Source organism: Tistrella mobilis (assembly GCF_041468085.1).
In the GTDB taxonomy this organism is placed as follows: domain Bacteria; phylum Pseudomonadota; class Alphaproteobacteria; order Tistrellales; family Tistrellaceae; genus Tistrella; species Tistrella mobilis_A.
This window is the reverse complement of record NZ_CP121017.1, coordinates 847,501-871,833: the sequence shown is the minus strand read 5'-3', so window position 1 is coordinate 871,833 and position 24,333 is coordinate 847,501. Positions and strand designations below refer to the sequence as shown.

Here is a 24,333-nt window from a genome sequence, read left to right as displayed (position 1 = left end):
CTCAGATCACCCCGCCATTGGCCCTGAGGGTCTGACCGTCGACCCACGCGCCGTCGGGGCCGGCCAGGAAGGCGACGGCAGCGGCGATGTCGGCAGGCGTGCCCAGCCGCTCCAGCGGCGACAGCCTGGCCAGCCGGTCGACCAGCTCCGGCGACTTGCCGTCCAGGAACAGGTCGGTGGCGGTGGGTCCGGGGGCGACCGCATTAACCGTGATGCCCCGGCCGCGCAGTTCGCGTGCCAGAACCATGGTCATCGCCTCCACGGCGGCCTTGGTCGCGGCATAGGGCCCGTAGGTCGGCTGCAGGAGGCCGACGACGCTGGAAGAAAGGTTCACGATCCGCCCGCCCTCTTCCAGACGTCGCGCGGCTTCACGCATCACGTTGAAGCTGCCGCGCAGATTGATCGCGACCAGCCGGTCGAAGACCTCGTCGGTCATATCGGCGATCGGGCCGAGCGCCAGGACACCGGCGTTGTTGACCACGACGTCGACCCGGCCGAAGGCGGCGATGGCGGCATCGAACAGGCCGGTCACCTCCCCGGTGCGGGCGATGTCGGCGCGGCAGGCCAGCGCCCGGCCGCCTGTGTCGATGATCTCCGCCACGACGGCTTCAGCCGCGGCGGCATTGCCGGCATAGTTCACCACCACCGCCAACCCGTCGCCGGCAAGCCGCCGGGCGATCGCCGCACCGATACCGCGCGAGGCGCCGGTCACGATCGCGACCCGCCCTGTCTGATCCTGTCTGCTCATCTGTCGTCTCCCGGTGAATGACCTTGGGCGCCGCACAAGATGCACCCGGGCAAGCTCGGGAATAATCCGCCATGATCCGACATCATCATTCGGGCAGAGCTAACAATCAGACGGACCGGACGCAGGACGCCACCCGCTCGCTTACCGGCTGCACTCACCGGGCAGGGTTGCATCCCCCTCGCCCAGCGGGCGCTGCATCAGCACCGAATTCAGCCAGCCGCCGAATTTGAACCCGACCGATTCGAAGGTGCCGACCAGGCGGAAGCCCATGCGGCGGTGAAGCGCGATCGAGCCGGCATTGGCAGAATCGCCGATCACCGCCAGCATCTGCCGCCAGGGCCCGGCCTCGCAACGGCCGATCAGCGCCGCCAGCAGGGCCGTGCCGATCCCCCGCCCGCCCAGATCGGGCGCCACATAGACCGAATCCTCGACCGTGAAGCGATAGGCCGATCGCGGCCGATACACGGTGGCATAGGCATAGCCCGCCACCCGGTCGCCCAGCATCGCGACCAGATAGGGCAGATCGCGGGCGCACACGCCCCGCCAGCGGTCGGTGATTTCGGCCACCGACGGCGGTTCCTCTTCGAAACTCGCCCGGCCGTGGCGGACGTGATGGGCGTAGATGGCCGCAATGGCTGCCATGTCCTCGGAAGCCGCGTCGCGCACGACCAGCCTTGCGGGGGCCGCCGCTGCGGTATCCGTGGTCGACATTCTGCCGATATCCATAGGGGAGGTCTTTCCGGTTCCGGGTCGGGCGCCGTCGGTGCGCCCGCTGCGTTCCGCCATCATGGCGCGCGCCGGAACATCAAAGAAGCTTCTGGAAATCATGCAGAGCATGAGAAATTCTTATCATATGACCCGGTTCGACCTCGACCATCTGACCACCTTCCTGACCGTGATCGACTGCGGCAGCTTCACCGCTGCCGCGGAACGGCTGGGCCTGAGCCAGCCGGCGGTCAGCCTGCAGATCCGGCAGCTGGAGCGCCGGCTCGGCACCACGCTGATCGAGCGGGTCGGCCGCAAGGCCAGGCCGACGGCGGCGGGCGCCGAACTGCTCGCCCATGCACCGGGGATCGACGCCGCCATCGGCGCCGCGATCGAGGCGGTGTCGCACCATGCCGCGGGCGATGCCGGGCGCGTGCGGCTGGGCACGGGCGCCACCGCCTGCATCTTTCTGCTGCCGCCGCTGCTGGGGGAGCTGCGCCGGCGTTTCCCCGGCACCGAGATCACGGTCACCACCGGCAACACCGCCGACATCGTGAAGGCGATCGAAGACAATCTGATCGATCTGGGCCTGGTCACCCTGCCGGCCTCCGGGCGGATGCTCGACATCACCCCGGTGCTGGAGGACGACTTCGTCGCCATCGCCCCGGCCGACATGGCGCTGCCGGCGCGGGTCACCGCATCGAGCCTGGCCGGTCTGCCGCTGCTGCTGTTCGAACCCGGCGGCAACACCCGGCGGATCGTCGATGACTGGTTCGCCGGCGCCGCCGTGCCGCTCCGGCCGGTGATGTCGCTCGGCAGTGTGGAGGCGATCAAGGCCATGGTGGGGGCCGGGCTGGGCTGTTCGGTGCTGCCGGGCATGGCGGTGCCGGGCGGCAGCCTGCCCGGCATCACCGTCAGGCCGCTGTCCCCCCGGCTGCACCGCCGGCTGGCGGTGGTGATCCGCCGCGACAAGCGCCTGACCCGGGGCCTGCGCGCGGCGGTGGAGGCCCTGCGCGGGCTGGCGGCGGGTCAGGTAGCGGCGATCGCCGCCACGAGTGCATCGACGGGGCCGAAGAGCTGACCGGCTTCGACCAGCCGCATGCCGGCCCCCTTGCCCAGGATCAGCGCCGGCACGCCGCGCACGCCCATCCGGCGCATGGCCTCGCGGCCGGCCCCGACCCGCGCCCGGTCTGCCGCCAGCAGCGAGGCATCCGGCGCCCGGAAGCGCGCAGCCGCCGCAGCCAGTCCAAGCCCGTCCAGCACGCCCGCGATCACGACGGCATCGGCATTGTCCCGACCATCGACATAGCGGGCACGCTGAATCGCCTCCAGCGCCGCCAGTTCCTGCGCCACGGCCTCTTCCGGCACTGCGGCGAGACGCACGGCCGTCAGTGCCCGGGTTGCAGGCCCCGAATCGACGCGGCCGGTCAGGGCCCCCAGCACCTTGCGGCGATAGGCTTCGGTGAAGGGCTGACCCGAAAGCCGGGCGATCCGCTGGTCCGCCGCCCAGGCATGGCTCGCAAAGCCCTCATTCATCGAAAAGGCGCCACCATCCGCGAACAGCCCGACGGGCAGCGGGTCGAGTGCCACACCCGCCTGGCCGGCAAGGTGGCGGATGGCGGGCGCGGCGCCATAGCACCAGCCGCAGAGCGGGTCGAACAGCCAGGTGACGGGCACCGCGCCTGTCATGTCAGTACCCCACGGTGAAGCGCTGACGGATATGCTTCGGCGTCTCGATCTCGTCGACCAGCGCCACGGCGTAATCCTCGAACGAGATGCTGCTGCCGCCCTCGCCCACCAGCAGCTGATCGGTGCCGAGGCGGAACGTACCGGTGCGTTCGCCGGGTACGAACATCGCGGCCGGCGACAGGAAGGTCCAGTCGAGGTCGTCGATACCGCGCAGCAGATCCAGGAAGGCCGCCCCCTTGCTCGCCTCGGCATGATAGGCGGCGGGGAAGTCCGGCTGATCGATCAGGCGCTTGCCCGGCGCCACCTCCAGGCTCCCGGCCCCGCCGACCACCAGATACCGCGTCACGCCCGAGGCGCGCACCGCCGCGATCAGCCTGTCGGGGTCGCTCGCCATGAAATGGACCGAGCTGATGACGGCGTCATGGCCCTTCAGGATCGCCGCCAGCCCCTCGGCATCGAACACATCGCCCGCAACCGCGGTCACGCCCGGCAGGGCGGCGATCTTCTCAGGGCTCCGCGCGATGCCGGTCACCGTATGGCCGCGATCCGACAGCTCTTTCAGGATGCGCGCACCGGCATTGCCCGAAGCGCCGATGAGGGCGATGTTCGCCATGATGAGGGGTCCTTCCGCTCGGATATGGAGATGGTCTTCATTGATGACCCGGTCCGGAAAATGGACCGTGGATCCGAGGTATGCTAAACCCTGATCCGGCGCAAGAAGTCATCTTCGCGTCATCAGGTCAGCACCGCGTGACCTTTGCGCCGTTCCGGGAGATGCGACATGGCCATGCAGACCACCGAAAAGACGCCGCGCAACGACCCGCCGGGCCCCTGGGACCGCCCTGCGGACGAGCCTTGCCCGATCCGCGACGTGCTCGACCGGATCGGCGATCAGTGGAGCATGCTGGTGCTCTCAGGCCTCTGGGAGGGTACGAAGCGCTTCAACGAGCTGGGCCGCCTGATCGGCGACATCTCGAAGCAGATGCTGTCGCGCACGCTCCGGCGCCTGGAACAGGACGGCTTCGTGCGCCGCACCGTCTATGCCGAAGTGCCGCCCCGGGTGGAATACGAGCTGACCGATCTCGGCCGGTCGTTCATGGTGCCGATGCGGGCGCTGGTGGTGTGGGCCGACGAGAACCACGCCGCCATCCGTGCCGCACGCAGCCGTTACGAGGACTGATCAGCCGCCCTCGCCCCCCATCCCGCGGGTGATCAGATCCAGCAGGATCCGGCGGAGTTCCGCCCGCGCCTGATCTGCCGTCAGATCCCCCGCCACGGCCGCATCGGCAAGGGCGTCGGCCGCGCCCAGCATCGCCCACAGCCCGGCCGCCGGCAGGTCGCCCCCCGGTGCGAAGGGGCCGAGCAGCTGCCGGCAGGTTTCCAGGAAGGCGCGCTGATAGTCCCGCTTCAGCGCCGCCAGTTCGGGGGATCCGGCAAGGGCCGCGAGCACGCCCGGGATCTCCCGGCCCTGCGCCGCCACGCAATCGACATAGCAGGCAGCGATGATCCGCGCCCGGTCCGCGGCGGTCGGCGCGCCGGCATCCAGTGCCGCGACCATCATTGCGGTCTGCCGGGCATCGAAATCGCGATAGAGCGCGGTCAGCAGGCCTTCGCGGGTCCCGAAATGATCATAGACCACCGGCTTGGTGACACCCGCCCGCTCGGCCAGCCGGCCGAGGGTGAGCGCATCCGTGCCCTCGTCGCGGACGACCGCCCACGAGATATCGAGCAGCTGGCGCAGCCGGTCCTCGCGGCTGAGACGGCGACGGGGTGTGGCGGATGGATCGGTCGGAGCGCTTGACATCTCTATATACCAAAAGTAACTTACTAAAAGTATATAGCACTCGCCCCTGATCTGCAATTCCTCTGCCCCTCCCCCGTCCATCTGCTGCGGAGAGCACGCCCATGCATGCGCTCATCGTCCTGTCGCACCCTGATCCCGGCTCCCTGACCCATGCCGTCGCCGCCCGCCTGGCCGCAGGCGTGGCTGCGGCGGGGCATACCGCCAGCCTCGCCGACCTCGCGGCCGAAGGCTTCGACCCGCGCTTCTCGGCCGCCGATATCGCCGCCCATCGCGGCAAGGCGCCGACCCCCGCCGATATTCGTGCCGAACAGCAGCGGATCGACCGGGCCGATGCCCTGGTTCTGGTCTATCCCGTCTACTGGTGGTCGATGCCCGGCCTGCTCAAGGGCTGGATCGACCGGGTGTTCAGCAACGGCTGGGCTTATGACGACCGGTCAGGCGGCGGGATCCGGAAGCTGCTGGGCCGGTTGCCCGTGCATCTGGTGGCACTGGGCGGCGCCGATCTGCGCACCTATGCCCGCCACGGCTATTTCGGCGCCATGCGCACCCAGATCGACCACGGCATCTTCGACTATTGCGGGGCCCCGGTATCGACCACCGAACTGATGGTCGATACCGATGCCGGCAGCACTGCCGCAGCCCATCTCGATACCGCCGATGCCCTGGGCCGCCGGCTGTTCGCGACGGGCCGGGCCGTCGACGCCGCCTGATCGCGGCTTCCTCTCGACACCAGAGCGTGACATGCCCGAGGATAACCGCATCCCCCGGTACCTCTTGCGCACAGGAGAGCAGGATGACGACGCGGTTCGTGACACGGCTGGCGCTGGCCGCCGCAACCATCCTCGCCGCGGGCGGCAGCGCGCTCGCCGGGGATGGTTCGCTGTGGAAGGTCTATGACGAGAGCCTGAAATCGGCGAAATACATCGACCTGACCCATGCTTTCGAGCCGGTACAACCGGTCTGGCCGGGCTTCTCGACCGCAAGCTTCAAGCCGGCGGTGGCCGGCCAGGATATTCCCGGCTATGTCGCAAAGGGCGAGGAATTCACCTACGAGAAGCACGGCTTCGTCGCCTCGGCCTATGATCTGACCACCGATCAGTACGGCACCCAGCTCGACCCGCCCTCGCACTGGAACCCGCTCGGCGCCACGATCAGCGACCTGCCGCCGACCTATGCCGTGCGGCCACTGGTGGTGATCGACATCAGCGGCAAGGTGGCTGCCGACGAGGGCTATCACCTGGGCGTCGCGGATATCGAGGCCTGGGAGGCGAAGCACGGCCGCATTCCCGAAGGCTCGGTCGTGTTCGTGCGCTCCGACTGGTACAAGAAATGGCGCGACACCGCGCGCTTCAACCAGAAGCCCTTCCCCGGGGTGGGGCTCGACGCGCTCAAATTCCTGCATCTGGACCGGAAGATCCTGTTCCACGGCCACGAGCCGCTCGACACCGACACCACGCCGACGCTCGAAGGCGAACACTGGCTGCTGCACAATGATTTCGTGCAGGCCGAAGGCGTCGCCAATCTCGACAAGGTGCCCGAGGCGGGCGCGCTGGTGACCATCGGCTTCGCGAAGCCCCAGGGCGGCTCCGGCGGCTTTGCCCGCTACATCGCCATCGCCCCGGCCGACTGGCCGGAAGGCGTGACGATCGCCGAGGCGCCGGGCGCGCCGCTGCCGCGCCAGGCCGCCCCGCTGGTGCGCGACGAAAACGGGGTGTTCCGGCCGAAGCCCTGACCCGATCTCATCCCTGACCCGACCTCATCCCTGGCGCGGCGTCAGCTGCCAGATCCGTTCGACCACCTCGCTCAGCCCTTTGAAACCGCGCTCCACCGGCGCGGTCTCGACTTCCTGAACCCGATAGCCGTCGCCATAAAGCGCATGAACCTCGTCGGCCGGTACCGAGAATGGCGGCCCCTTGGCGAGCGACTGGTCATATTCATAGCTGATCAGCAGCTGCCGCGCGGTGCCGGTCAGGCCACGCAGATGGCCGGCATAGCGCCGCCGGACCTCTGCCGGCAGGGCGACCAGGGCGGCGCGGTCATAGATGGCGTCCACCGGCCCCAGCTGCGCCGGCGTGAGCGCAAAGACATCGCCCACGAAGACGTCGATGCCGGGGGCGGAGAACCTCTCAAGCGGGCCCGCCGCCGTCACCTCGGGGGCAAGCTCCAGCTCGGCGAAAAGCTGCTCGATCGCGCCGCGGTTCAGCTCGGCACCGGCGACCCGCGCCCCCCGCTCCATCAGCCAGGCGATGTCGCGGGTCTTGCCGCAGAGCGGCAGAAACACGCGGCTGCCGGCCCCGGCATCCAGCCGCCCGGCATGCTTCACCAGGAAGTGGTTGGGCCGGCCCTCATGGAAGCCGATCTCGTTGCGCTGCCATTTGCCGTGCCAGAATTCCGGGGTCATGCCACACACCACCTTCCGCAAGTCTCGGGATCTGCGCCAATCTAATGACGAGGGGCCGCAGACGGAAGGTGCGGCGGATGCAGGATGATGTTGCAGCCGACGCCCGGGACAGAGGATCGGAACAAGGGGGAGGCCGCCGATGCAGATCGATGCCGACCGGCTGGGCCGGGCGCTCAGCGCGCTGGGCGGTGCCGGCGATCCCGAAGGCTTTGCGGCCGCCGGCACAAGATCGCTCGCGGCCCTGTTCGACGCCCCCCGCGCCGTGCTGTCGCTGCGCGGGACCGGCGGCGTTGGCGGGCAGAGCCGCTTCATCGCCTGGCCCGGCTGGTGCGCCGAAACCTATCGTCGCCAGATCCATGCCCAGGATCCGATCCGCGACTGGCTGGATGGCTGCCGGCCCGGTGCAGCACCGGTCACCCGCCTGTCCGATCTGGTGCCGGCGCGCGAGCTGGAGCGCGCGCCCTATTTCGAGACCATGCTCCGTCCCTCGGGCGCGCGCCATGTGCTGACCCTCGCGATCCGCCAGAGCGGGCGCATTGCCGGCGCCCTCAGCCTGGTGCGCAATCAGGATGCCCCCGATTTCTCGGCCGATGATCGCAGCCTTGCCGCCGCCCTGGTACCGGCGCTGGAGATGAGCTATGCGCTGGCCCATCGGCGTCCGGCTGCACCGGGTCCGGAGCAGGCTTTGACCGCGCGCGAGGCCGAAATCGCCCGGCTGGTCGCCGACGGCGCTACCAACAAGGCGATCGCCCGCCGGCTGGGGCTCAGCCCCGAGACGGTGAAGAACCATCTGCGGGCGGTGTTCGCGAAAGCCGGGGTCGCCAACCGCACCGCCCTCTGCGCCTGGATGCTCAGCCGCGCGCCATGATTTCGGCCGCGGCCTGCAATCCCGACCAATGGGCCTGGCCGACGGTGCTGTTGGTCAGATAGTCGCCGCAGAAGGCGACCCGCGGCAGCGGCCCCAGATCGCGGAACGCCTTGAGCCGGGTCACGAACCCCTTGGGCCGCTTGCAGATCGCGGCCGGCTGGCGCGAGACGAAGGCATCGATCAGCCGCGTGCCGGCCAGCCGGGGCACCGCCTCCACCACATCGCTCCAGGCGATGGCGAGCAATTCGTCATCGGTGGCGTCGGCATGCTGCCGGCAACCGGCATCCTTCCACTGCGAATGCGCAAAGGTGGTACCGTCGCCGCGGTCGGTGAAGCGCAGATTGCCGGTGCGATGAAAGCCGTCGGCCGCCGGCAGGACATAGGTGTCGAGCAGATCGCCCTTGGGCCGGTCGAGCAGGTAATAGACGATGTGGTGGCCGGCATAGTCGATCGCCTCGAAGAAGCCGCGCCGCCCGGCATCCAGATCCGGCATCAGCCCGGCGACCAGATGGCCGGGTACGGCCATGATCACGGCATCGGCGCGGATGACCTCCGGCGCCTCATCCGCCCGGCTGCACGCAACCTGCACCCCGTCCGCATCATGGCGCACCTCGTGCACGGTGCAGCCGGTACGATAGTCGGTGCCCGGATCGGCAGCGAAGAACCGGCCCAGCGCCCAGGTCAGCCGCCCGACGCCCCGCTCGCGATAGCTCCACATATGGTTGCCGGCCCAGGACAGCCGGCCGGCCGAACTCCAGGCCGTCCAGGCCAGGGAGAAATCATCCGCGCCATAGCCGCAGAACATGCCCATGCAGGGCTCCAGGAAATAGTCCACGAAGGTGGGTGACAGGCGCCGGAAATGCTCGCAGGCATTCACGTCGTCGAAGGCCACCACGCTGGTCAGATCGCGCGGATCGGCCGCCAGCATCCGCCGGGCCAGCTGCGGCAGGGCCGTCAGCAGCCGTGCCTTCTCGGCAAAGGGGATCGCCGGATGCCGGGCGGCGCTCATCATGTCGAAGGCGCCGAAATCCGCCACCTCGCGGCGGCGGATCAGCACGTTCCAGCGATGGGCCGCCGTCAGGTCGGCCAGGGCTTCGGGATCATGCAACCCCAGCTCACGCGACAGATCGGCCAGATTGGTTTCCGCCCCCAGAAAGGCGAAGGCCCCGGTCGGTACCCACACGCCTTGCCAGTACACCGACCGGCAGCGCCCGCCGGGCTCGGCATCCTTTTCAAGCAGCACGACCTCGTGCCCCTCGGCCCTGAGCCGGTATGCCGCCCCAAGCCCGGCAATGCCGCCGCCCACGATGATCACCCGCATGGCTCCACCCTTTCCCGACATCCTGCAATCAGGGCAAGTGTGGAAAACCATCGATCCCGCCACCATGACCCGGATGGGTCATAGGACCCGGTCCCCGGGGTCCGGTCACGGGCTCAATCCTGGACGGCCGGCCGGATCACCACATCGCCGATATCGACCCCGTCGGGCTCGCCGATCACGAAGGCGATGCTGCGGGCGACGGCATCGGCATCCAGCCCGATTTCCGCCATCCGGGCCTGCATGCCCGCCATGACGCCGGGATCGGACATCGATGCCGCAAGATCGGTGCGCACGAAGCCGGGCGAGATGCCGGTGACGCGAAAATCGCCCCGCGATTCCTGGCGCAGCCCCTCCATCACGGTGCGGACCGCGTTCTTGGTCGCGGCATAGACGCCCATGCCCGGAACGATGCGCAGCCCGGCGGTGGAGATCACGGTGACGAAATGGCCGGATTTCTGCCGACGGAACACCGGCAGCGCCGCCGCGATGCCATGCAGCACCCCGCGCAGATTGATGTCGATCATCCGGTCCCAGTCGTCGAGCGCCAGATCGTCGAAGGGGCCGATCGGCGCGACACCGGCATTGGAGACCAGCACATCCAGCCGCCCGAACCGCTTGAGCGCCAGATCGACCAGGGCCGCCGGCCCGTCGCGTGTGGCGACATCCGCCGCCTGCCAGGCAACCGTGCCGCCATCGGCGGCGATCGCCGCGGCCACCTGTTCCAGCCGCGCAGCCCCTCGCCCAGCCAGCACCAGCCTGGCGCCCTCTGCCGCAAGCCGCCGTGCCGTCGCCGCGCCGATACCGCTGCCGGCACCGGTCACCACAACCACCTTGCCGTCGATCCTGCCCGTCATCGCATCGCCTCCATCATCGATCAGGTTGCCAGAGGCTAGCGGACGGTCTTCGGTGTTGCTATGAGACGGGATCCAGAGTTTCGGCGAGATCGTCCAATGTCCACCGACCCGCTCTCCGGCATCCTCGGCCTGCTCGACGTGCGGGGGGCCGCTTTCGTGCGACTGGAAGCCGGCGGCGACTGGTCGCTGGCCTTCCGGCCCCGCCCGCTGGTCAAGTTCAACGCCGTGCTGCGCGGCCGCTGCTGGCTGACCCTCGATGGCGGCGAGCCGGTGCCGCTGCAGGCGGGTGATGCCTTCCTGCTCGCCCTTCCCCCCGGTTACAGGGTCGCGAGCGACCCGGAGCTGCCGCCTGCGGACGGATCGGCGCTGTTCGCCGCCGCCGCACGCGGCACGGTCACCTGCGGCGGGGACGAGGTGGTGCTGATCGGCGGCAGCTTCACCATCGACCGCCCGGATGGCGAGCTGCTGCACGGCATCCTGCCGGCCTTTCTGAGGGTCGATACGGCCGATCCCCGGGCGGCGGGGGTCAGGGCCACGCTGGCCAGGCTGGAAGCCGAGCTTCTGACGGGGGATCTTGGGGCGGGTCTGGTGGCCCGGCGGCTGGCCGAGGTGCTGCTGATCGACATGCTGCGCGCCCACGCCGCGGCCACGCCCCAGGGGGCCGGCTGGCTGCTTGCGGCGCTTGCCGATCCCAAGATCGGTGCGGCCCTTGCCGCCATGCATGCCGATCCCGGCCGCGGCTGGACGGTGGCAGAGCTGGCGGAGATCGCCGCCATGTCGCGCTCGGGCTTTGCCCGCCGCTTCACCGAGACGACCGGCGCCACACCGATCGACCATCTTCTCCACTGGCGGATGCGCCTTGCCCGAGCCGCGCTGCGCCAGGGCGGCACCACGATCGGCGCCCTGGCCGAGCGGCTGGGCTATGCGTCTGAAAGCGCCTTCGGCAACGCCTTCAAGCGTGTCCACGGCCGGTCGCCGCGCGGCTGGGCGCAGGAGAACCGCACCCAACCTGCGGCTGACAGCTGACGGATCACCCATCGCCTTTGCGGCATGAATGGTGCAGGCTGCCGGTTCCCGTCCCTGCCGCCACCCCGGACCCAGCCGCGTGCCCCTTCCGCCGATCCTCGCCCCGCTCCGCACCGATGCCCGCTGGTATGCGGCCGGCTATCTGGCGATGTTCGCCTCGTCCTTCGGGCAGACCTTCTTCGTGGCGCTGTCGGGAAACGACATCCGCGCGGATTTCGGCCTGTCCGCGGGTGATTTCGGGCTGATCTACACCGCCGTCACCCTGGGCGGCGCCCTGCTGCTGGCACTGACCGGCGGGCTGGTCGACCGGCTGCCGGTCGGGCGGGTGCTGGCCATCACCCTGCCCGCCTTTGCCGCCGGCGCCGTCCTGACCGGCACCGCCGGCCATCCCCTCCAGGTGATCGCGGGCCTGCTGCTGCTCCGCTTCTGCGGACAGGGGATGATGGTGCATCTGGCCTACACCACCATCGGCCGCTGGTTCTCGGCCGGGCGTGGTCGGGCGGTATCGATCGCAGCCCTCGGCCTCAACACCGGCCAGGCGCTGCTGCCGCTGGGCCAGGTGGTGCTGGCGGGCGCCATCGGCTGGCGCCTCGGCTGGATCGTCGCAGCCGGCCTCATCCTGCTGCTCTGGCCCGTGCTGGCCCGGCTTGCCGCCCGCGACCGGCAACCGGTGGCGGCAGATCCGGCCGCAGCGGGGCCGCCCGTCCGCCACTGGTCGCGGGCAGAGGTGCTGCGCGATCCCTGTTTCTACCTGCTGCTGGCCGGCATGCTGCCGCCCGCCTTCATCAGCAACACCATCTTCTTCCACCAGACCAGCCTTGCCGCCGCACGCGGCTGGGCGCCGGAGGTCTTCGCCTCGGCCTTCACCGTCTATGCGGTGATCGCCATCGGCAATGTCCTGCTGTCCGGCCATCTGATCGACCGGGCGAGCGCGCGGCGCCTGCTGCCGGTCTATCTTCTGCCGTTCGGCGCCGCCTGCCTTGTCCTCGCCGCCGTCGATACGCCCTGGTCGGCCTTCGCCTTCATGCTGCTCTACGGCATCACCGACGGCATCTCTCTCACCCTTTTCGGCAGCCTCTGGCCCGAGGTCTACGGCACCCGCCATCTGGGCGCCGTGCGCGGCGTGGTGGTGGCGGCCATGGTGCTGGCCGCCGCCGCCGGCCCGGGCCTCGCCGGCCTGCTGGTCGATGCCGGCATTCCCCTGCCCTGGCTGATCGCCGGCATGGGGTGCTATTGCGGCCTGATCTGCCCGGTGCTGGTGCTGACCGTCCGCCGGGTCTCGGCCCGGCTGGCAGATCAGAAGGTGTAGGCCACCGCCGCCTTCACGCTGCGCCCCTTGGCCGAGAAGCCGTTGAAATAGGCCTTGTAGTCCTTGTCGAACAGGTTCTGCACCGTCAGCCGCGCGGTCGCCCCGCCGAACAGGCCGTCGCCCGGCGTCCAGCTGACATAGACGTCGTGGACACCATAGCCGGCGCTGGCCGGATAGGGGCTGTAGGGGATCAGCGCGTCATTCGGGATGTCGTCCTGGCCGGCCACGAACAGCCCCTTCCAGCCGAACAGCAGGTCGTATTCCGGAATCTTGCGGCCGAACTGGGCGACCAGCTTGAACGGCGCGATGTCATAGACCGGCTGATCGGCGCCATAGATGTCGCGCACCGATCCCTCATGCTCACCTTCCGTATAAGCAAGGCTGAGGCCCGCGATGTAGAGCGGGCTGTCGTAGAAGGCCTCCAGCTCCACGCCCTGGGTGTAAAAACCACGCAGATTGTGATGGCTCGGCACCCGGTCGGGATAGCGGTCGACATTGGGCGAGCCGAACACCCGCATGATGTTGTCCGAGACGTCATTGCGATAGATCTGGACCCGGGTCAGCACCTTGTCCTTCGGCTCCAGAACATCGGCGAAGGTCAGCACGGCACCGATGCGCTTCTCGAACGCCCGCTCGGCATCCAGCTGACGCGCGGACGACCGGTTGGTGCCGACCTCGTAGATCTCGTCGACCAGCGGTGCGCGCAGCTTGTAGGCGAGCCCGCCGAACAGCGCCAGGTTGTTGTTCACCTGATAAAGCGCATTGAGCGTCGGGGAAAATCCCTGATGCACCACGGCCGTGTAGTCATGCCCCTTGGCCGGGTCGCTGTAATCCGCCGCCGCATTGGGCACACCGTCGGTACGAACATGATCGTAGCGCACGCCCGGGGTCACCGTCAGGCCGTTGCCGAAATCGACATCATACTCCATCCAGCCGGCATAGATGGTCTGGGTGCCGCCGGGGATGTTGTAGGGCTGAAGATAGCCGAAGTTCCGGTCGGGATCGTTCCGGTCGCTCCAGGAATAGGCCCAGCTGCCACGGTCCTGATGTTTCGCCTGCACGCCGATATTGAGCGTCGTTTCAAGGCCGCCGACCGTGAAGCGGCTCTCATTGAAAATCTCGGCGCTGTAATTCTCGTAAGACAGCCAGCTTTCGTTGCCGCCAAGGCCCAGGCTGACCGAGATGTCATCGACGATCCGCTTGTCGTGCTGCTTCGTTTCGGACCATGACAGCTGCACGGTGGTGCGGATCAGCGGATCCTCGGGATCGTAGACATACTTACCCGCAAGCGAGCGGTCATCCGTCTCGCGCCGGACGGTCAGCCGGGCCAGCGCCTGTTCGAAGCCGTAGCGATCGATCTGATAGTCCGACGGCATGATCTGGCCGGTCTTGGCGGCGAAGGGGCCGAGCACGTCGCTGGTCGACATGGCGCCGCTCAGTTCCAGGAAGTGATCCTCCCGCTCGACGCTGCCCTTGAAATGGCCGCTCAGCAATTCGCCGTCCGACAGGTTGAGCTTCTGCCCGTCGGCCGTCCGGTACTTGTCGTTGTCGCGCCGGGTGGCCGAGACCAGCAGTTCGGCGCCGCTGTCCTCGTCACGGCCGAAGAGCGCGGTGGTCTTGCTCCATTCCTTGCCGTTGACGCCATAGCCGAGCTTCAGGAAGCCGCCGACACTCTCCCCCGGCAGCAGCATGTCCGAGGCGGATCTGGTGGTCAGCGCCACCGTGCCGCCGAAGGCGCCATAGCCGCGGGGCGAGAACGAGCCCTTGTCGACGGTGATCTCCTTCACCAGTTCCGGTTCGATGAACACCGTGCCCTGGCGGTATTTCTCGAAGGTCTTGTCGGCGCCATCCAGGGTGATCGCCACATCCTCCTGATCGCCGAAGCCCCAGATGTTGAGAGAATGCCCGTCGGGCCGGGCCGAGCCCACCAGATCCACACCCGGCAGATCATTGAGCAGTTCCGGCACCGAACTGGCCTGCAGCCGTTCGATGGTCTCGCGATCCACGGTCGAGGTCGCGATGGTGCGGATATCGGTCAACGTGCTGATCACCACCACCGGGTCAAGCTTCTGTGCCTCACCCCCGGCTGCCTGGCCCCGGATACCCGCCGCCGGCACCAGGGTCACCAGGCCGCCCTCCCCCAGGCGGAAATCGAGACCGGTGCCGTCCAGCAGCGCCACCAGCGCCTGGATCGCATCCATCTCTCCCGTCACGCCCGGACTGGTCTTGCCGGTCGCCAGCGACGGGATGTACGACAGCTGAAGCCCCGATTGCTGGCCGAAGACCTGCAGCGCCTGGGCAAGCGGTCCCGCGGGCACGGCATAGCCGCGTTCCGCCGCGCGGGCGACCGCAACCCCCGCCTGCCCGGGGAGCACGCCGCCCATCACCGCCGCCACGGCGACCGACATCATCAGGATCCGGCGCAGCCGCCGCCCCTGTCCTCCAAGATCAGCCATCGTCTACATCCGTCCGATCATTCGTGCAGCAAATCGGGTGCGGAGCCTGGCCTGCATGCCATTGCACCGCACCCTCCTGTCTGCCCAGACGGAGTCCGGGGCTGGATTTGAACCCCGTATTTGCGAATTATTTTCAATCGCAATTAGAGCGCGCCATCACGCCCGGGCACCCGCTCACGCCCAGGCATCCGCTCACGCCCGGGCATCCGCTCACGCCCGGTCGATCACCATCGCCCAGGGGCCGATCCGGCGCAGCCGGCCGCCATAGGGGCGGATCACCGCCCGGGCCGCGGCTTCGGGATCGGTCGCGGTATAAACGCCGCTGATCGGCATGGCCCCCAGGTCGTCGTCAAGCAGCACGATCCGGCCGTCATACCAGCGTGCAATGCGGGCAAGCACCGCCGCCACCGGCTCCCCGTCCACCACCAGCCGTCCCTGGCGCCAGGCTGCGAACTGGCCGGGGGCAAGCCGCCCCCGGGTCACGATGCCGCGGCTGCCATCGATCGTCAGCCGTTCTCCGGCGGCACAGAGGGTCGGCGCGCCGACGCCCCCGATCTGCACCTGACCGCGCGCGACACTCACCACCCGCAGCCCGCCCTCGACGGCAAGATCAAAGAGCGCCGGCCCGGCCGTGCTCCGCAGGGTCAGACTGCCCGTGGTCACATCGAACGGGGCGGTACCGGCCAGATCGAAACAGGCCAGCCCCTCGGACAGCCCGGCCCCTGCCCCCGTCAGCCGGATCATGGTCAGCGGCCCGATCGTGGCGCGGCCGCCATCGGGCAGGTCTACCCCAGCGATTTCGGCGACGCCGCTTTGCGCATCGGGTGCCGGCCGCGGCAGCAGGGCAAGCCCCGCAACCCCGGCGGCAAGCGCCACACCGCCCGCCAGAACGGCGCGTCGCCCCACCCGGCGGGCGGACCGCCGCGGGGCGCGGCGGGTGGCACCGACTGCGCGGCCGGTCAGTGCGTGCAGTTCCAGCGCCTCGTGCCAGATGCCGTCATGGACCGGGCTGCGCCCCCGCCATTCTGCGATCAGCCGCCGGGTCACCGGGTTCTCCGGGTCGTTCTGGTGGCGGATCAGAAGGTCGAAAGCCTCCTGCCACAGGGCATCGCGATCCGGCGGGGCTGCCGTCATGCCGCACGCTCGTCCAGCCGACGTTTCACATGGGCATAGGCATCACGCACCATCGCCCAGACCCGCGCCGTCGACACCTCAAGCTCGGCCGCGATTTCGGCCAGGCTGCGCTCGCCCAGCCGGTGCTGTTCGAAGGCCTGCCGGGTGCGCGGCGGCAGTTCGGCAAGGGCCGCCTCGACCACCGCCAGCCGCTGGCGGGCTGCGGCGGCACGTTCGGCATCCGGCGCCTCGTCGGCGATCTCGTCCAGCAGATCGGGCGACAGCTCGACCAGGGCCGCCCCCGGCTCGCGCCGGTGCCGGTCGACCAGCAGGTTGAGCGCGATACGTTTCAGATAGGCGCGCGGATTGTGCAGCACCGCCGTGCTGCCGCCGCCCGCAAGCAGCTTCACGAACACGTCCTGGGTGATGTCGGCGGCGACATCCGCCGAGACGCCGCGCGCGCGGAGGGATGATCCGATATCCGTCGCATGCCGGCGGAACAGGGCCGGTAGATCCATGGGCTCCGATGCCTTCGTGTCGCGGACGCGCATCCACGCCTGCTCCGCCTCAGGCGGCCGGGTCGATGCAACGTCAATGGAGGCGACACGCCCCCGCACACAGGATAAGCCGGCAGTGACAAAGGTCCGGACCAGAATCCCCGGGCGACGGGCTGGGGGCGGAACGGATCGGCCACAGGCGCGGCGGCTGGTTCTTTATGGGGGCCCGCAGGCCCGGCGCGGAGTGTAGACCAGGGCGCGCCGGGCTGCCAGAGATGCCGTCCCCCAGAGATACCTGTCTGCCAGAGATACCTGACTGCCGGTCAGGCGAGGCCCAGCTTGCCACGCAGCGTCGACAGGTCCTCGGCCAGCGTGTTCACCTTCGCGGCCAGGATCCGCCGGTCGGCATCGGTCAGCTTCTCATACGAGACGAAGCCGCCGCCGGCACTGCGGTACTTCTCCAGAACCTCGCCCGCCTCGGCGAAATTTCCGTCGACACGCGCCACGAAATCCCTGTCGGTGATCAGCGGCCGCAGCAGGTCGTAGATCTCTTTCGAGCCGGCGAAATTGGCGTCGAAATCCCAGAGATCGGTATGGCTGTAGCGGTCTTCCTCGCCCGAAATCTTGGTCGCGGCCACCTCTTCCATCAGCGCCGCGGCCCCGCCGACCACCGCTTCCGGCGGGAAGGTCAGCGCGTTGATCCGGCTGTTCAGGTCTTTCACATCGGCCAGCAGCCGGTCGGCATAACCCTCCAGCCCCCGGGTGCTGCCGGTTTCCCAAAGCCCATATTCGATCCGGTGGAAGCCGGTGAAGGTCTCGTCCTTCTCGCCCTTCTCGTAATCGTCGGCACGGGCGTCGATCGACCCGTCGAGATCGGCGAACAGCTCGGCGATCGGCTCGATCTTCTCATAGCTGGTGCGGGTGGGCGCGAACAGCGCCTTGGCCCTGTCGAGATCGCCGGCCTTGATCGCCGCCGTCAGTGCCTCGGTATCGCTCACCAGCTGATCGGTGTTCTCGGCGACATAGATCTTATAGGCCGACAGCGGCCCGACCAGATCGAGCGACGGATCCGCCGCCAGCGCGGCCGGCGCCCCCGCCGCGGCAAGACCAACGATCAGGGCACCGGTGGTGAAGAGCTTTGCAGCCATGCTGCCTCCTGCATCTTTCGTAAAGGGTCTGAAGCGGCGAGGCGATCAGGCCCGCCGGGCGGCCTGGATCAGCGATGATCCGACATAGTCGTCCGCATCCGTGGCGCCGGGCGGCACGAAGAAATACCCGCCGCCGATCGGCTTGATGTATTCCTCCAGCGGCTCGCCGTTCAGCCGCGTCTGGACGGTGATGAAGCCCTGTTCCAGATCCGCCTGATAGCAGATGAAGATCAGCCCCTGATCGAGCTGGCCGTTCTTCATCACGCCACGCGAATAGTTGAACGGCCGCCGCAGGATCAGATTGGCGGCGCTTGCGGGCGTGCGCGGATTGGCAAGGCGGATATGCGAATCGAGCCGGGTCTTCGCCCCGTCCGGATCGGCGGCATAATCTGGCACGTCATGCTCCGTCGCCCCCGGCCCGCCATCCAGCGGCGCGCCCGTCACCTTGTTGCGGCCGAAGATCCGTTCCTGTTCGGCAAGCGGCGTGCGGTCCCAGCGCTCGACCATGTTGCGGATGATCCGCACCGCCTGATAGCTGCCGCCCTGCGCCCAGCCGGGCTCGCTGGCGGCACTGGTCCAGACCACCCGGTCCATCAGCGCGGCATCGCCCGAGGCCGGATTGGCCGAGCCGTCCCGGAAGCCCAGGAAGTTGCGGGCGCTGGGCGTCGATCCGTCGTCATCGGCGGCGACCGGCGGCACCGAGCCTTCGACCATCCAGCGCAGCACCAGGAAGGCGGACAGGTTTTTCACGATGTCGCGCAGCGCGTGGATATTGGTGTCCTGGGTGTTGGCGCAGAACTGGATCGACAGATCGCCGTGGCAGAGGTCCGGGTCCAGCGCGTCATTGGGGAATTCCACCATCCGCGTCAGCTTCGCGGGCGCCAGGCCCGCCAGCCAGGGCCGCGCGAACAGCGAGGCGCCAAGCCCGATGGTGATGGTCAGATCATCCGGCGTGACCACCGGCCCCAGAATGCCGGAATCCGCCGGCGGCAATTTCGGATCGCGCGCCGCCACCGGGCCGCCCGTGGTAAGGAAAGCGGCGCGCGCGCTCAATGCTTTCAGCATCCGCTCCAGATCGTCCAGCGACATGGCGACCACGTCGAAGGCGGCGATGATGCCGTTCGCCGGACGAGGGGTTGTGACCCCCGCCTGATGGGCGCCGTAGAACGGCACCCGCCCCTGCATGCTGCCCGGATGGGCGCGGGGGGCGTCATCCACCCGGGGCGCGGAGACCGCCGCGGCGGCAGGCCGTGCCTGGCGGATCAGCGCGCCCGCGGCAGCGCCCGCCCCAAGCCCCATCAACAGGCTGCGCCGGCTGGTGGTCAGAGGATGGCGTCGGCCGGGACAGGTTTTCGCATCTGCAGTCATCTCAACTCATCCCGATCACGGGGGGCAGCTTGCCCAGTGCCGTCTTCAGCCCGGCCAGATCCCGCGTCAGGGTGGCGCGCCCCTCCTCTGCTGCGGCAGGCGCGGCATCGACCTGACGCAGGATCGCGAGGTCACCGACCACCCGCTCCAGTGCTGCGGTCAGCTCCGCCTCCAGCGCCGGATCGGCGCCCGAGACGATCTGCCCCAGCAGGCCGGTCAGCTTGGCGATGCCGTCGAGGCTGGCCTCAAGCTCGTCCAGATGACGCTCGTCCAGATCCTGGTCGGCAAAGGACGCCCCAGCCGCGCCTGGCAGGGTCTCGGCGATCCGATCGGTCATATCGGCCGGCAGGCTCAGCAGCAGGGCCGGCGTCACCTCGGTGGTCTTCAGCCGCTGGTTCAGGGTTTCAAGATCCGCGACCAGTCGATCGGCGACCGGCAGCAGCCCCGCGGTACTGCCCCGGGTGAAGAGCCCGTATTCGATACGGTGATAGCCGATGAAGCCGGGGTCGGCCTCGCGCCCGGCCAGATAGGCCGCCTGCGGGTCGATCACCGCCTGCAGATCGGCAATGCGCCAGGCGAGCGGCTCGATCCGGCGCCAGGGCAGCCGCGCGGCCGTCCAGGCCCGGCGCGCCGCCTCCAGGTCGCCGGCCGCGATGGCATCGCGCAGCACCGTCGCCGCCTTCACCGCCGCCCGGCCCTGCATCACCAGATAGACCCGGTATTCGGCGAGCGGCCCCAGGAACTGCCGCAGCGTCACCTCCGACGCCGCGGCCGCCGCCTCGTCCGAGGCCGTCACATGCAGCACCCCGCGCGGGCTGGACAGCAGCCCGCAGGTGATCTCGTAATCGCCGGGGGACAGCTGCACGGTCAGCATCTGGTGGAAGCCCGGCACGATGTTCTCGCGCTCCGCCACCACCATCACCCCGTCCAGGATCTCCCATTCGATCGGGCGGTCCGAGGCATTCACGATCTCGAAACTGCGCCGGCCACCGGGCAGGGTGATGGTCTGCGGATCGCAGCGCCCGCCGGTGACGGTGACCACCTGATCGGCGGCCCGATCAGGGCCCGCCTGCCGGCTCTGCTCGGTCGCATACCAGAAGGCAGCACCACCGGCGAGGGCGAGCACGGCGGCACCCGCCACCGCCAGCTGCATGGCACGAGAGGTCTCGGATCCGCTCATCTCACCCCTCCCGCGCGACCGGGCGTGCCGCAGCCACGGGGGCGGCCGGCCTGAGGAACAGGATCAGCGTCACCGCCAGGAAGGCCGCATAGACCAGCACCTCCCCCAAAGTCGGTGCCTCGCGATAGCCGAGCAGCCCCGACAGCACCGTGCCCACGGCCCCCGATTCCGGCAGCACCCGGCCCAGATCGTAAACCACGCCCTGCAGCCCGTTCCAAAGCCCCGCCTCGTGCAGGGCCTTCAGCGCGCCGGCCAGCAGCCCCGCCGCCACGAACAGGATGACGACCCCGGTCCAGCGGAAGAAACGCGCCAGGTTCAGCCGCAGCCCGCCGCGATAGATCGCCCAGCCGATCCCCGCCGACACCGCAATCCCGGCAAGCGCGCCCAGAGGTGCCGCGGCATCCCGGCTCTGCTGAAAGATCGCCAGCAGGAAGAACACCGATTCCAGCCCCTCCCGCGCCACCGCGAAGAACACCATGCCGATCAGCGCCCAACCGGCCGCGCGGCCGCCTTCTGCCGCCAGCGCCTGATCGATGCCGGCATGCAGCTCGCGGCGGATCGATTTCGCCGCCCGGCGCATCCAGAACACCATCGCCACCAGCACGGCCACGGCGGCGATGCCGACCACGGCCTCGAACAGCTCCTGCGCCTTTTGCGGAAAGCCGGCGCTGACCATCTGCAGGGCGGCGCCCGTGAACAGCGCCACGGCGGCGGCAAGGAAGATCCCCACCCAGACCGCAGGCAGCTGGTCGCGCCGACCGGTCTGGCGCAGATAGCCGGCGATGATGCCCACGATCAGGGCCGCCTCCAGCCCCTCGCGCAGCATGATCAGAAAGGGGGCGAGCATGGAATTGCCTTCTCTGCGTCCCCTGCCCGGCCCCGTGCCCTTGCCCGGTCGGGCAGGGCGAAGGCACAGGACGACCGGCCGGCCGCTCAGCAAAGAGAGCAGCCGACACCGGATCCGGACAGGAAACGGATGGGATCGGATGGAAAATCGGCGCCGGCGCACCGGCCAGGGCCGCGAGCGGCCCGGCGGAGCCGTCGGTAATCTTACGGTGCTTCGGCCATGCCGTTCGGCACCGAGCGCCCATCAAGGGTCGGCACAAGCGGTGCAGCGGTCATGACGGTAATGGCCGGAGATCCGGTCATCATGGAGCACAGCGGCTCGAACATGCGGACGGCCTTCTTCGATCATCAGATCTGCCGGAGGCCCGAACCAGGCCTTCGACGGCTGGGGCACAGTCTTCCACAGCTGAGACGCATTCGCAACCGCGGTGGTGCCGCCTTTCCCGTTTCGCCTTTCCCGTTTCGGGACGAGGACGGGACGGGACAAGACGGAAGATCGCGGGGGCCGGAGGTGCCCCCATCACTCCACGTCGAGTTCCTCGCGGAAGACCGACACAAGCTTGCGGCGCAAAGCCATCATCTCCTCGTAATCCGCCGGTGCCGCCGCCAGCTGCGCGCAGGAGTCGAAGAGATTGCGGGCGCGCACGATTTCGTCGCAGCCGGTAATCCATGTCGCACCACGCGCGGCTGCGGTGGCATAGAGCGTCCGGGCCTCGTCGCAGACGGTCTCGGCATCGTCGGTGCAGCCTTGCGCAAGGGCGACATAGGCCAGGAAATCGCTGTCGGGCAATCCCGGCACGGGGGTCTTCTGCACGGCACGGATGGTCTCGGCCAGGAAATGGCAGCCTTCGGGGTCGATGGTGATCACGCCGTTGTGCAGGAAGCACGCTTTCGCCAGCCTGTCCCAGGCGCGATCCAGATCGCGCGCCGTGCCGGTGCCCGTCAGGGACATCCAGCCCAGATATTTGCAGGCATAGGGCCCCTGTCCCGGATCATCCCCCTCGCAGACCCGCGTCAGTCGCGCCGTGGCCCGGTCGTAATCGCGCAGCGCCCGGCTGTGAAGATAGATCTTGCCGGCCTCGTAGCAGCCGAGATCGTTGAAACCGGCATCGCACGACATCTCATAATGGCTGAGCGCCGCGCGCAGATCCCCGCCGCGCGCGGCCGCCACTCCCCTGCTCCAGCAGCTGTCGACATTGGACTGAGCCTCGCAGGGGGGCGACTGGTCGGCAGGCGCCGGATAATCGATCGGATAGTTCGGAAAGGGCTCGCCATCCGAGGTCCGCTCCCGCCCGATGGCGCGCATGCGGGCGAGCAGCAGGTCGTTCATCCGCCTGATGCTGTCGGGGCGACATGTCAGCCGGGCAAGGCTCTTGCCGTTGCGGAGGACGGTCAGCCTGCCGAAAGGGACAAGGGCAGACGGATCCGGCGCCAGCCCGTCCCGGAACCCGGCAGCGACACGGTAAGCGGTATCACCGTTGTTGAAGGTCACCACTTCGTCGATCGTATCGCCGGCACCGCTCTTGCGGCGGTAGTCGAGATCGGCCAGCGGCGTCGTCAGGGTCAGTTCGGGTTGTCCGCCGGGCGGGCCATAGCGATAGACGGCGCTGTCGCCGGCAATGGCCACCGAGGCCTCCCGATCGCGGCCCTCGATCCGGCATGTCAGCACAGTCTCCCCGGCCCGCGCATCCATGGCATGCGCTGCGAAGAGACAGGTCATCGCTGTAAGGATTGCGAGAAGCTGACGTGTCATTGTCCGACCTTTGCGTGAGGGCTGCGCGCCTGGTACGGAGAACGACAATAGGGGGCGTTGGAGAGGGAAAACAGAAGGAAGGAAGATCGCGGGGGCCCCTGCCCGATGAGATCCGGCCCCCGCTGGCCCCCGTTTTTTTTAGGAGGGGCGGCGTTTGCTCAAAGCTTCGTTGCGCTGGCAGGATTTGAATCTGCGGCCCTGAGGTTATGAACCTGATGAACTACCGGGCTGCTCCACCCCACGCGACGGCATCCGCGGTGGCAGCGCTGAACCCCGTATCGATCTCAGCCTTGCGAGCGATGAACACGGGGACAATGGCATCATTGGTCTCGGGCATGATGGACTGCCACAAAGCCTTCTGATCCTTCAGGCTCTTGTCGGCCTTGATAGGAAGTACGAATGGCAGCTATTCAGAGGGCGTGAAGGCAATCTCTTTGTCAGGAAACGTATCACGCAATCTCGCCATAACGTCCTCAAAATCCCCGCCGCCCCATTGATTCAGAAAGGCATAAGTGCATCCATTAAATCGAATGAGTTCATCATCACCACAGAAGTACCGCCCCGAATCGAAGGTCCGCCTTTCCTGCGCTCGGGCATCCGTCGCCAAGCGACGGAATTCGTCACCCGCGACCTCGCCCTCGACCCAGACGAGGGCACGATTGGCCAATGCGCCGCAGTGTCGGGCGACATCCTTCGGTGCGATGCCGTTTTCCACAAGGTGACGGAACACTTGATATATCGCGTGCCGTTTTGGCAATCTCGTTAGCCGGCGTCCACCGAGGACAAGATCATAAGTGGTCCGGTCTCGAGTGCTCGTGTGAGCCTCGCGCTCCTTGCGCTTCTTCTCGATGACACGGACCTGGTATTCCGCGACCTCCGGAAGCGGGATGATCTGCTGGACATCCACGAGGACTTGGCCATTGAGGTCGTAAGGTTGGAGGCGCACACATCGGATGTCGATGTCCCGCTCGATCAGCCAGAGAACCGACGTCGTTAACTCACGGCTGAACTCGGCAGAGGCCAGAACGATGCGGACATCCTGCGCAAAACGATCCTCGTCAGGCTCATCCCACCCGAGGAAGTCGAGGAGCTGGGCGCGTGCATCCGTGCCGGCCCTGCCGATTTGGGTGAGATAGCGAGCGAACACATCGGTGGCCCGCTCGAAAGTCATGGTGGAGACCATCGCTGCGTAGCGTATGGCCTGCAGCTCCATATGACCGCCGTTCTCGGTACGCTTGAGCTCGATC

General features: G+C 68.4%; 25 protein-coding genes (1 of these 25 only partly in view). 7 read left to right on the top strand and 18 right to left on the bottom strand.

The genetic code is table 11. The features are described 5' to 3' along the window. Position 1: 1 nt before the first annotated feature. Both P7L68_RS09805 and P7L68_RS09800 read right to left on the bottom strand, forming a co-directional pair. Entirely contained in the window at positions 2-748 is a 747-nt protein-coding gene (locus tag P7L68_RS09805; RefSeq protein WP_372004627.1) for an SDR family oxidoreductase, read from the bottom strand. Between the two features lie 141 nt (positions 749-889). Further along, positions 890-1,459, bottom strand: a complete 570-nt coding sequence (locus tag P7L68_RS09800; protein ID WP_372004624.1) for an N-acetyltransferase family protein — start codon at positions 1,457-1,459, stop codon at positions 890-892. Positions 1,460-1,601: 142 nt separating this feature from the next. Between P7L68_RS09800 and P7L68_RS09795 the strand changes: the two genes are divergently transcribed. Continuing rightward, positions 1,602-2,534 (top strand): LysR family transcriptional regulator, encoded by a 933-nt coding sequence (locus P7L68_RS09795; RefSeq protein ID WP_372004621.1) that lies wholly within the window; start codon positions 1,602-1,604, stop codon positions 2,532-2,534. Here the strand turns inward: P7L68_RS09795 and P7L68_RS09790 are convergent. Together P7L68_RS09790 and P7L68_RS09785 are read right to left on the bottom strand one after the other, a co-directional pair. After that, entirely contained in the window at positions 2,483-3,142 is a 660-nt protein-coding gene (locus P7L68_RS09790; RefSeq protein WP_372004619.1) for a DsbA family protein, read from the bottom strand. The genes P7L68_RS09795 and P7L68_RS09790 overlap by 52 nt on opposite strands. 1 nt (position 3,143) lies before the next feature. After that, on the bottom strand, positions 3,144-3,755 hold the full coding sequence (locus tag P7L68_RS09785) for an NAD(P)-dependent oxidoreductase (protein ID WP_372004617.1): 612 nt from the start codon (positions 3,753-3,755) through the stop codon (positions 3,144-3,146). Positions 3,756-3,929: 174 nt separating this feature from the next. Between P7L68_RS09785 and P7L68_RS09780 the strand changes: the two genes are divergently transcribed. Then, positions 3,930-4,322, top strand: coding sequence for a winged helix-turn-helix transcriptional regulator (locus tag P7L68_RS09780; protein ID WP_372006810.1), 393 nt, complete (start codon positions 3,930-3,932; stop codon positions 4,320-4,322). Here P7L68_RS09780 and P7L68_RS09775 read toward each other — a convergent pair whose 3' ends face one another. Then, on the bottom strand, positions 4,323-4,946 hold the full coding sequence (locus P7L68_RS09775; protein ID WP_372004615.1) for a TetR/AcrR family transcriptional regulator: 624 nt from the start codon (positions 4,944-4,946) through the stop codon (positions 4,323-4,325). A gap of 101 nt (positions 4,947-5,047) precedes the next feature. On the opposite strand from P7L68_RS09775, the gene P7L68_RS09770 reads away from it, so the two are divergent. Both P7L68_RS09770 and P7L68_RS09765 read left to right on the top strand, forming a co-directional pair. Then, positions 5,048-5,656, top strand: coding sequence for an NAD(P)H-dependent oxidoreductase (locus P7L68_RS09770; RefSeq protein ID WP_372004612.1), 609 nt, complete (start codon positions 5,048-5,050; stop codon positions 5,654-5,656). 83 nt (positions 5,657-5,739) lie between these two features. Beyond that, complete coding sequence (locus P7L68_RS09765; RefSeq protein ID WP_372004610.1) at positions 5,740-6,678, top strand: cyclase family protein; 939 nt, start codon at positions 5,740-5,742, stop codon at positions 6,676-6,678. 24 nt (positions 6,679-6,702) lie between these two features. Here P7L68_RS09765 and tmpT read toward each other — a convergent pair whose 3' ends face one another. Then, positions 6,703-7,347, bottom strand: coding sequence for a thiopurine S-methyltransferase (tmpT, locus tag P7L68_RS09760; RefSeq protein ID WP_372004608.1), 645 nt, complete (start codon positions 7,345-7,347; stop codon positions 6,703-6,705). Positions 7,348-7,486: 139 nt separating this feature from the next. Between tmpT and P7L68_RS09755 the strand changes: the two genes are divergently transcribed. Beyond that, positions 7,487-8,215 (top strand): LuxR C-terminal-related transcriptional regulator, encoded by a 729-nt coding sequence (locus P7L68_RS09755; protein ID WP_372004606.1) that lies wholly within the window; start codon positions 7,487-7,489, stop codon positions 8,213-8,215. On the opposite strand, the gene P7L68_RS09750 is transcribed toward P7L68_RS09755, so the two are convergent. After that, on the bottom strand, positions 8,199-9,536 hold the full coding sequence (locus P7L68_RS09750; RefSeq protein WP_372004604.1) for an NAD(P)/FAD-dependent oxidoreductase: 1,338 nt from the start codon (positions 9,534-9,536) through the stop codon (positions 8,199-8,201). The two genes, P7L68_RS09755 and P7L68_RS09750, sit on opposite strands and share 17 nt — an antisense overlap. A 113-nt stretch (positions 9,537-9,649) precedes the next feature. Beyond that, complete coding sequence (locus tag P7L68_RS09745) at positions 9,650-10,390, bottom strand: SDR family oxidoreductase (RefSeq protein WP_372004601.1); 741 nt, start codon at positions 10,388-10,390, stop codon at positions 9,650-9,652. A 96-nt stretch (positions 10,391-10,486) separates the two neighbouring features. Here P7L68_RS09745 and P7L68_RS09740 point away from each other — a divergent pair, with 96 nt between their 5' ends. Together P7L68_RS09740 and P7L68_RS09735 are read left to right on the top strand one after the other, a co-directional pair. Beyond that, a complete protein-coding gene (locus P7L68_RS09740) occupies positions 10,487-11,416 on the top strand; it encodes a cupin domain-containing protein (RefSeq protein WP_372004598.1) in 930 nt (309 codons plus the stop codon). Positions 11,417-11,495: 79 nt separating this feature from the next. Further along, complete coding sequence (locus P7L68_RS09735) at positions 11,496-12,725, top strand: MFS transporter (protein ID WP_372004595.1); 1,230 nt, start codon at positions 11,496-11,498, stop codon at positions 12,723-12,725. On the opposite strand, the gene P7L68_RS09730 is transcribed toward P7L68_RS09735, so the two are convergent. The 10 genes from P7L68_RS09730 to P7L68_RS09685 all read right to left on the bottom strand — a co-directional run. Further along, a complete protein-coding gene (locus P7L68_RS09730; RefSeq protein WP_372004592.1) occupies positions 12,713-15,181 on the bottom strand; it encodes a TonB-dependent receptor domain-containing protein in 2,469 nt (822 codons plus the stop codon). The two genes, P7L68_RS09735 and P7L68_RS09730, sit on opposite strands and share 13 nt — an antisense overlap. Before the next feature lie 210 nt (positions 15,182-15,391). Further along, entirely contained in the window at positions 15,392-16,315 is a 924-nt protein-coding gene (locus tag P7L68_RS09725) for a FecR family protein (protein WP_372004590.1), read from the bottom strand. Next, entirely contained in the window at positions 16,312-16,812 is a 501-nt protein-coding gene (locus tag P7L68_RS09720) for an RNA polymerase sigma factor (RefSeq protein WP_372004588.1), read from the bottom strand. Before P7L68_RS09720 ends, P7L68_RS09725 begins: the two co-directional genes overlap by 4 nt. A 302-nt stretch (positions 16,813-17,114) precedes the next feature. Next, the gene (gene efeO / locus P7L68_RS09715) at positions 17,115-17,939 is read right to left on the bottom strand and encodes an iron uptake system protein EfeO (protein WP_372004586.1); all 825 of its coding nucleotides are present in this window, start codon (positions 17,937-17,939) and stop codon (positions 17,115-17,117) included. A 45-nt stretch (positions 17,940-17,984) separates the two neighbouring features. Then, complete coding sequence (gene efeB / locus P7L68_RS09710; RefSeq protein ID WP_372004583.1) at positions 17,985-19,307, bottom strand: iron uptake transporter deferrochelatase/peroxidase subunit; 1,323 nt, start codon at positions 19,305-19,307, stop codon at positions 17,985-17,987. Between the two features lies 1 nt (position 19,308). Continuing rightward, entirely contained in the window at positions 19,309-20,487 is a 1,179-nt protein-coding gene (gene efeO / locus P7L68_RS09705; RefSeq protein ID WP_372004580.1) for an iron uptake system protein EfeO, read from the bottom strand. Between the two features lies 1 nt (position 20,488). Continuing rightward, positions 20,489-21,334, bottom strand: coding sequence for an iron uptake transporter permease EfeU (gene efeU, locus P7L68_RS09700; protein WP_372004578.1), 846 nt, complete (start codon positions 21,332-21,334; stop codon positions 20,489-20,491). Between the two features lie 203 nt (positions 21,335-21,537). After that, positions 21,538-21,660: a hypothetical protein gene (locus P7L68_RS09695; protein WP_267021083.1), complete on the bottom strand. Its 123-nt coding sequence runs from the start codon at positions 21,658-21,660 to the stop codon at positions 21,538-21,540. A 193-nt stretch (positions 21,661-21,853) separates the two neighbouring features. Continuing rightward, positions 21,854-23,053, bottom strand: coding sequence for a sel1 repeat family protein (locus tag P7L68_RS09690; RefSeq protein WP_372004575.1), 1,200 nt, complete (start codon positions 23,051-23,053; stop codon positions 21,854-21,856). Between the two features lie 439 nt (positions 23,054-23,492). Beyond that, positions 23,493-24,333: the 3' portion of a hypothetical protein gene (locus P7L68_RS09685; RefSeq protein ID WP_372004573.1), read on the bottom strand. The gene runs 224 nt beyond the window's last position; the window shows 841 of its 1,065 coding nt (coding positions 225-1,065); its start codon lies off the right edge, out of view; it ends in the stop codon at positions 23,493-23,495.

What these genes read in the sequence shown, in the direction of transcription:
- efeB (WP_372004583.1), bottom strand. Translation starts at nt 19,307, where the DNA reads ATGACTGCAGATGCGAAAACCTGTCCCGGCCGACGCCATCCTCTGACC.
- P7L68_RS09775 (WP_372004615.1), bottom strand. Translation starts at nt 4,946, where the DNA reads ATGTCAAGCGCTCCGACCGATCCATCCGCCACACCCCGTCGCCGTCTC.
- P7L68_RS09780 (WP_372006810.1), top strand. Translation starts at nt 3,930, where the DNA reads ATGCAGACCACCGAAAAGACGCCGCGCAACGACCCGCCGGGCCCCTGG.
- P7L68_RS09690 (WP_372004575.1), bottom strand. Translation starts at nt 23,053, where the DNA reads ATGACCTGTCTCTTCGCAGCGCATGCCATGGATGCGCGGGCCGGGGAG.
- efeU (WP_372004578.1), bottom strand. Translation starts at nt 21,334, where the DNA reads ATGCTCGCCCCCTTTCTGATCATGCTGCGCGAGGGGCTGGAGGCGGCC.
- P7L68_RS09800 (WP_372004624.1), bottom strand. Translation starts at nt 1,459, where the DNA reads ATGTCGACCACGGATACCGCAGCGGCGGCCCCCGCAAGGCTGGTCGTG.
- P7L68_RS09730 (WP_372004592.1), bottom strand. Translation starts at nt 15,181, where the DNA reads ATGGCTGATCTTGGAGGACAGGGGCGGCGGCTGCGCCGGATCCTGATG.
- P7L68_RS09720 (WP_372004588.1), bottom strand. Translation starts at nt 16,812, where the DNA reads ATGGATCTACCGGCCCTGTTCCGCCGGCATGCGACGGATATCGGATCA.
- P7L68_RS09725 (WP_372004590.1), bottom strand. Translation starts at nt 16,315, where the DNA reads ATGACGGCAGCCCCGCCGGATCGCGATGCCCTGTGGCAGGAGGCTTTC.
- P7L68_RS09755 (WP_372004606.1), top strand. Translation starts at nt 7,487, where the DNA reads ATGCAGATCGATGCCGACCGGCTGGGCCGGGCGCTCAGCGCGCTGGGC.
- P7L68_RS09695 (WP_267021083.1), bottom strand. Translation starts at nt 21,660, where the DNA reads ATGTTCGAGCCGCTGTGCTCCATGATGACCGGATCTCCGGCCATTACC.
- P7L68_RS09785 (WP_372004617.1), bottom strand. Translation starts at nt 3,755, where the DNA reads ATGGCGAACATCGCCCTCATCGGCGCTTCGGGCAATGCCGGTGCGCGC.
- P7L68_RS09750 (WP_372004604.1), bottom strand. Translation starts at nt 9,536, where the DNA reads ATGCGGGTGATCATCGTGGGCGGCGGCATTGCCGGGCTTGGGGCGGCA.
- efeO (WP_372004580.1), bottom strand. Translation starts at nt 20,487, where the DNA reads ATGAGCGGATCCGAGACCTCTCGTGCCATGCAGCTGGCGGTGGCGGGT.
- tmpT (WP_372004608.1), bottom strand. Translation starts at nt 7,347, where the DNA reads ATGACCCCGGAATTCTGGCACGGCAAATGGCAGCGCAACGAGATCGGC.
- P7L68_RS09745 (WP_372004601.1), bottom strand. Translation starts at nt 10,390, where the DNA reads ATGACGGGCAGGATCGACGGCAAGGTGGTTGTGGTGACCGGTGCCGGC.
- efeO (WP_372004586.1), bottom strand. Translation starts at nt 17,939, where the DNA reads ATGGCTGCAAAGCTCTTCACCACCGGTGCCCTGATCGTTGGTCTTGCC.
- P7L68_RS09740 (WP_372004598.1), top strand. Translation starts at nt 10,487, where the DNA reads ATGTCCACCGACCCGCTCTCCGGCATCCTCGGCCTGCTCGACGTGCGG.
- P7L68_RS09795 (WP_372004621.1), top strand. Translation starts at nt 1,602, where the DNA reads ATGACCCGGTTCGACCTCGACCATCTGACCACCTTCCTGACCGTGATC.
- P7L68_RS09805 (WP_372004627.1), bottom strand. Translation starts at nt 748, where the DNA reads ATGAGCAGACAGGATCAGACAGGGCGGGTCGCGATCGTGACCGGCGCC.
- P7L68_RS09765 (WP_372004610.1), top strand. Translation starts at nt 5,740, where the DNA reads ATGACGACGCGGTTCGTGACACGGCTGGCGCTGGCCGCCGCAACCATC.
- P7L68_RS09790 (WP_372004619.1), bottom strand. Translation starts at nt 3,142, where the DNA reads ATGACAGGCGCGGTGCCCGTCACCTGGCTGTTCGACCCGCTCTGCGGC.
- P7L68_RS09770 (WP_372004612.1), top strand. Translation starts at nt 5,048, where the DNA reads ATGCATGCGCTCATCGTCCTGTCGCACCCTGATCCCGGCTCCCTGACC.